This window comes from Streptomyces sp. SID14436, from assembly GCF_010548465.1.
Classification (GTDB): domain Bacteria; phylum Actinomycetota; class Actinomycetes; order Streptomycetales; family Streptomycetaceae; genus Streptomyces.
This window is the reverse complement of record NZ_JAAGMD010000707.1, coordinates 1-6237: the sequence shown is the minus strand read 5'-3', so window position 1 is coordinate 6237 and position 6237 is coordinate 1. Positions and strand designations below refer to the sequence as shown.

General features: G+C 74.4%; 4 protein-coding genes. All 4 read right to left on the bottom strand.

The annotated features are described in order from the left end of the window. Positions 1 to 1094: MFS transporter (locus tag G3I53_RS25680; RefSeq protein WP_164438816.1), on the bottom strand; the 1094-nt coding region annotated here is incomplete at its 3' end. Positions 1095 to 1205: 111 nt separating this feature from the next. Continuing rightward, complete coding sequence (locus tag G3I53_RS25675) at positions 1206 to 2660, bottom strand: citrate:proton symporter (RefSeq protein WP_164333218.1); 1455 nt, start codon at positions 2658 to 2660, stop codon at positions 1206 to 1208. A 201-nt stretch (positions 2661 to 2861) separates the two neighbouring features. Further along, complete coding sequence (locus G3I53_RS25670; protein WP_164333219.1) at positions 2862 to 5132, bottom strand: molybdopterin oxidoreductase family protein; 2271 nt, start codon at positions 5130 to 5132, stop codon at positions 2862 to 2864. Between the two features lie 335 nt (positions 5133 to 5467). Beyond that, positions 5468 to 6112, bottom strand: coding sequence for a TetR/AcrR family transcriptional regulator (locus tag G3I53_RS25665; RefSeq protein ID WP_164333220.1), 645 nt, complete (start codon positions 6110 to 6112; stop codon positions 5468 to 5470). Between the last annotated feature and the right edge of the window lie 125 nt (positions 6113 to 6237).

Sequence of the window (6237 nt, the reverse complement as noted above, 5' to 3'; positions counted from 1 at the left end):
GCCACGCCCGCCACCCCGGCGATCAGGCCCGCCGCGGCCGGGGCGGCGACCTGGCCCAGGCGGTTGCCGGTCAGGCGCAGGGCGAGGGCGGTCGAGCGGGCCCCGGCGGGCGCGGCCTGGACGACGGTCGTCATGGACAGGGGCTGCCCGACGCCCAGGCAGAAGCCGAGCACCGCGAGCAGCAGCGCGAGGGCCCACACCGGCATCGGCAGCGCGATGCCGGTGCACAGCAGGGCCGCGAGGAGGCAGGTCACCGTCAGCAGCGCCGTCCGGCCGAGCAGCCGCAGCAGCGGGGTGAGGACCAGCCGGCAGGCGATGGTGGCCGCCGCCCGCAGGCTGAGCAGCAGGCCGATGACGGCGGGGGCGATGCCCCGGTGCTCGCCGACCACCGGCAGGTAGGCGGTGAGGATGTCGGTGGCGGACAGCACGGCGAGGCTGATAAGGATGCCGGCGGGGACCCCCCGGGCCCGCAGGATGCTGCCCACGGGGACACGCCCGTCCGCCACCGCACGCGCCCGTGCGGCGCCGGGCCGCTCGATGCGCCACAGCGAGGTGAACGCGACCGCCGCCCCGGCGCCCGCCACGAGGAGCGCCAGCGCGCTGGTGCCGGCCATGTCGGCGCCGCCGATCAGCGCGCCCGCGGCGATCGGGCCGACGAGCTGGCCGAGGGAGGCGCCGATGGTGAAGTGCCCGAAGTTGCGGTCCTGTTCGTGCGGCGCCGACTGGCGGGCGACCAGGGACTGCGCGCCGATGACGAAGCACAGGTGGCCGAGGCCCATCACCCCGCTCCACAGCGCCATGGCCGCCAGGGACCCGGCGAGGCCGCTCAGTGCGCAGCCCCCGGAGATCAGCACCACACCGGCCGGCAGCAGGGGCGCGCAGCGGCCGTGGTCGGTGCGCCGGCCGAGCGGTACCGCGGCGAACAGCGGCAGCAGCGCGTACACCCCGGCGATCACCCCGACCGCCCGCTCGTCCGCGCCGAGTGCGAGCGCCCGGTAGGAGACGGCGGGCCGGGCCATCGACACGGCGCCCTGCGCGAAGCTGAACGCGATGACGAGGCGGAGCAGCCAGCCGCGGTTCCCACCGGGCGTCATGGTCGGGTCCTCCTGGGGCGGTCGGATGCGGCTTCGGACGGTCGGGGCCGGTGGGCGGCCGGTCTGGGCGGGGCCGCCGTACCGGGTCCCCGGTGCGGGTTCCCCGGGCGGTCAGACGATGCCGAAGAGGAGCCCCGCGCCGAGGATCAGCAGGGAGGTCAGCGCCGCCCACTTCACCACGAAGCGCGTGTGGTCGCCGAACTCGACCCTGGCCATGCCGACCAGGACGTAGACCGCGGGGACGAGCGGGCTGGACATGTGCAGGGGCTGGCCGACCAGTGAGGCGCGGGCCATCTCCAGCGGGGAGACGCCGTGCGCGGCGCCCGCCTCGGCGAGGACGGGCAGGACACCGAAGTAGAAGCCGTCGTTGGACATGAAGTAGGTGAGCGGGAGGCTGAGCACCCCCGTGACCAGGGCCATGTGCGGGCCCATCGACTCCGGGACGACGCCGACCAGCCACTCGGCCATGTGGTCGACCATGCCGGTGCCCTGGAGGACGCCGGTGAAGACGGCGGCGGCGAACACCATGCCGGAGACGTTGAGGACGTTGTCCGCGTGGGCGGCGATGCGGGCCTTCTGGTCGGGCACGTGCGGGAAGTTGACGGAGAGCGCGAGCGCGGCGCCGAGCAGGAACAGCACCGGGATCGGCAGCCACTCCATGATCATGGCGGTCAGCAGGGTGACCGTGAGCAGGGCGTTGAACCAGTACAGCCTGGGGCGCAGGGTGGGACGGGCGGGGTCGAGCCCCTGGAAGTCGTCCTCGTCGTGCGGCTCCCCGGCGTCCGTGCCGGACCCGGCTCCGGAACCACCGGCGGCCGGCGTGCTCCGGCCCGGCCGGGAGGCGGCACCCGCCCCGCCACCGGCACCGGCACCGGCACCGGCCAGGACCGTCTCCGTCTCCGGCTCCGTCGCCCCGGTCTTCTCCCCGACGAGGGCGTCGTCGAGGGTGAGCACGCCCAGCCGGCGCCGCTCGCGCAGTCCGAGGACGTACGCCAGGACGACGACGCCCAGCAGGCCGACCAGCAGCGCCGGGATCATCGGCACGAAGATGTCGCTCGCGTCCAGCTTCAGAGCGGTGGCGGCGCGGGCCGTCGGGCCGCCCCAGGGAAGCGTGTTCATCACGCCGTTGGCCATGGCGGCGACGCCGGTCATCACCACCAGGCTCATTCCCAGCCGCTTGTACAGCGGGTACATCGCCGACACGGTGATCATGAAGGTGGTGGATCCGTCGCCGTCGAGGGACACGATCGCGGCGAGCAGGGCGGTGCCGACGACGATCCGCATCGGGTCCGCCCGGCAGAAGCGGAGGATGCCGCGGACGATCGGGTCGAAGAGACCGACGTCGATCATCACACCGAAGTAGACGATCGCGAACATGAGCATCGCCGCCGTGGGCGCGAGTGCGACGACGCCGTCGATGACGTAGTCACCGAGGTGGGCGCCCTTGCCGACGAACACGCAGAACAGCGCGGGAATCAGCACGAGCGCCGCGATCGGCGACATCTTCTTCATCATGATCAGGACCAGGAAGGTCGCGATCATGGCGAAGCCGAGGATGGTCAGCATGAGTGGACACCTAACGTTCGCCCTTGAACTCCCACCAGGGCCGGCGGTGCGACGAGACGTTAGGCAGTGCGAAAGGGCGTCAGCAAGATGTCGGGGCGCGAGCAATAAGCGCAAAACTCCAGGTCAGGGCTTTGCTCAGGTCACGGGCACGCTCGCGTGACCGGCGCGTGGGGGCGCCGTGACACTCACGTGCCCGTGCGCTCAGGCCGTCGCCGGCTGCGGCGCGCCGGCCTCCGTGCGGGCGGGGGCCGTGACCTCCACGGGGACGCCGTTGAGGACGGCGTTGCCCGACAGCGGGTCGAGGAGGCTGCCGTCGAGGAGCTGGTTGACGTTGACCCCGGGGTCCGTGGCGGCGTGGCGCAGCCGGGTGCCGGGCCGGTCGTGTCCCCAGCCGTGCGGCAGGCTCACCACGCCCCGGCGGACCTCCGGGGTCACCTCGGCGGGCGTGGTCACCTCTCCCCCGGCGCCCTTGACCCGCACCGGCTCGCCGTCGAGCACGCCGAGGCGTTCGGCGTCCTCCGGGTGGATGTGCAGGGTGCAGCGGTTGGTGCCGCCGGTGAGGGCGGGCACGTTGTGCATCCAGCTGTTGTTGGACCGCAGGTGGCGGCGGCCGACCAGGACGAGTCCGGCGGGGCGTTCGGTGAGGGCGGCGTGCAGCCGGGGCAGGTCGTCGGCGATCGGCCGCGGCAGCAGTTCGACCTTGCCGCTCACCGTCTTCAGGGGCTGCGGCAGCCGGGGGCTCAGCGGCCCCAGGTCGATGCCGTGGGGGTGGTCAAGCAGACGGTCCAGGGTGAGGCCGTCCGGCCGGGCGCCGAAGCCGTCGCCGTACGGGCCGAGACGCAGCATCAGGTCGAGCCGCCGTTCGGGGCCGTTCTCGCCGCCGAGTTGCGCGGCCAGCTCCTTCGGATCGCGGCCGTGCACCGGGGAGTGCGGATCGCGCACCGCCTTGCCGAGGGTCTGTTCGACGACCATGACGTCCACCGCGGCCGGGTCGGTGCCGTGCATCCCGGTGGCGGCGAGGATCAGCCGGGCCATGATCTCGGTCTCCGCCATGCGGCCCGGTTCGAGCGGGACGGCGGGGCGGGTGTAGCGGACCTGGTTGCGCACCGCGAGGGTGTTGAAGGCGAAGTCGTGGTGCGGGCTCTGCGCGGGCGGCGGCGGGGGCAGGACGACGTCCGCGTGGCGCGAGGTCTCGTTGAGGTACGGGTCGACGGCGACCATGAAGTCGAGGGAGTCCAGGGCCTTGTCGAGCCGGTCGCCGTCGGGTGCGGACAGTACGGGGTTGGCCGCCACGGCGATCAGGGCGCGCACGGGCGTGCCCTCGTCGGTCGGGGTGTCGATCTCCTCGGCGAGGGCGGACAGGGGCAGTTCGCCCTTGGCCTCGGGATGGCGGCTGACCCGGGAGTGCCACCGGCCGAGGGCGAAGCCGCGGCCGGGGCCGGATGGGCGCGGGGTCCGGTCGGTGGCGGCCTGCGGGAACAGGGCACCGCCGGGCCGGTCGAGGTTGCCGGTGAGGGTGTTGAGCACGTCGACGAGCCAGCTGGCCAGGGTGCCGTGCGGGACGGTGCAGCTGCCGATGCGGGCGTAGACGGCGGCGGTGGGGGCGGCGGCGAGCTCCCGGGCGAGGGCGCGGACGGTGTCCGCGTCGACGTCGCAGGCCGGCGCGACCGCCTCGGGCGTGAAGTCCCGCAGGGCCCGGGCGACGTCGTCCCCCCCCTGGACGTGCGGGGCGAGACCGCCGAGGTCGGTCAGGTCCTCCTCGAAGAGGACGGTCACCATCGCGGCGAGCAGCAGCGCGTCCGTGCCGGGCCGGACGGCGAGGTGCCGGTCGGCGAGGCGGGCGGTGCGGGTCCGGCGCGGGTCGACGACCGTGAGGGTGCCGCCGCGCGCCCGGAGCGCCTTGAGGCGGCCGGGGAAGTCGGGGGCGGTGCACAGACTCCCGTTGGACTCCAGGGGGTTGGCGCCGATCAGCAGCAGGTGGTCGGTGCGGTCGAGGTCGGGCACGGGGATCGCGTTGGCGTCGCCGAAGAGCAGGCCGCTGGAGACGTGCTTGGGCATCTGGTCGAGCGTGGAGGCGGTGAACAGGCTCCGGGTGCCGAGCCCGGCGAGGAGGACGGGCGGATAGAGGGCGCCGGCCATGGTGTGCACGTTGGGGTTGCCCAGGACCAGCCCGACGGCGTGCGGTCCGTACCGGTCCACCACGGGCCGCAGGCCGGCGGCGACGGCGTCGAACGCCTCCTCCCAGGTCGCCTCGCGCAGGACGCCGTCGGCCCGGACGAGCGGGGCGCGCAGCCGGTCGGGGTCGGAGTCGAGGGCCGGGAAGGCGGCGCCCTTGGGGCAGATGAACCCCTTGCTGAACACGTCGTCGCGGTCGCCGCGGGCCCGGGTGACCCGGCCGCCGTCGTCGATGGTCAGGGTCAGGCCGCAGGTGGCCTCGCACAGGGGGCAGATACGCAGGGCGGTGCGGGACACGGGACCTCCCGGGTAGGGCGACGGCGGCACACGGGACGGGACCGGGCACCGCACGGACGCACCTGAGCATACCGACCGGTATGCATGGCGGGGAGGGGATGGGGAAAGCGAGGTGGACCGGCCGGGGCGGCACCCGCGCCCCGAGGGCGACCCCGAAGCGGCGGGGGGCGCGCGGGGCGCGGGCACCTCGGCGCCAGGGCGAGGCGAGGCTGCTTCCTCCGCACACGCGTGACCCCGAGCCGGCGAGGCGGGCGCGCCCGGGGCCGCCCCCGGCACACGAACGCCCCCGGGCCGACGGGGTGAGCGGTGCCCGGAAGGGCACGGACCAGCCGTCCCTACCGCCCGTCTTCCGTCGGAGCGGGCCGGTCCAGGACGCGGGCCAGGTACGCGCGCAGCATCTCCCGCAGCTCCTCGATGACCTTCGCATCGCCGTCGGGCGCGACCCGGAAGGCCAGGTGGATCAGGGAGTCGGCGGTCTCGACGGCGACCAGGAAGGTGCGGCGCAGGTCCTCGTCGGGCGTGCGCCCGAGGTAACCGGAGAGCAGGTCCGTCAGGCGGTCGGCGACCCGCAGGTTGGGCTCGGTGCGGTGGCCGCCGACCGGTATCTGGTTGCCGAAGTCGACGAGGGAGAAGCCGGGCGCGTTCCGCTTCATGTGCAGGTACTCGCCGATCACGGCGTCCATGGCGTAGCGCCAGCCCCGGTCGCCGGTGCCCCGCAGGCGTTCGGCGATCCGGTCCGTGAAGCGTTCGAGGTTGCGGTGCGCCAGCGCGTCGGCCATCTGGCGCTTGTTGCCGAAGAAACGGTACACGGAGCCGATCGGCACCCCGGCGCGCTCCGCGACGGCCCGGGTGCTCAGGTCGTCGTAGCCGACCTCGTCGAGGAGTTCGGCGCAGGCGTCGAGGATGCGGGTCAGCCGTTCGGCGCTGCGCCGCTGCACGGGCGCACGCCGGAGCGTTGTCGGATGGGGCACGGCCCACATGATGCCTCGTCCGCGCGTTCGGGTGAACCGTACCCTCCGCTCCGCACCCCGGCCCGCCGTTCCCCGCCCCTGCCGCTGCCGCCGCCGGCCGCGCGCGGCACGGCCCGGTCACCGGCCGCGTCACC

Coding starts and splice junctions, on each gene's coding strand:
- G3I53_RS25665 (WP_164333220.1), bottom strand. CDS start 6,112: ATGTGGGCCGTGCCCCATCCGACAACGCTCCGGCGTGCGCCCGTGCAG.
- G3I53_RS25675 (WP_164333218.1), bottom strand. CDS start 2,660: ATGCTGACCATCCTCGGCTTCGCCATGATCGCGACCTTCCTGGTCCTG.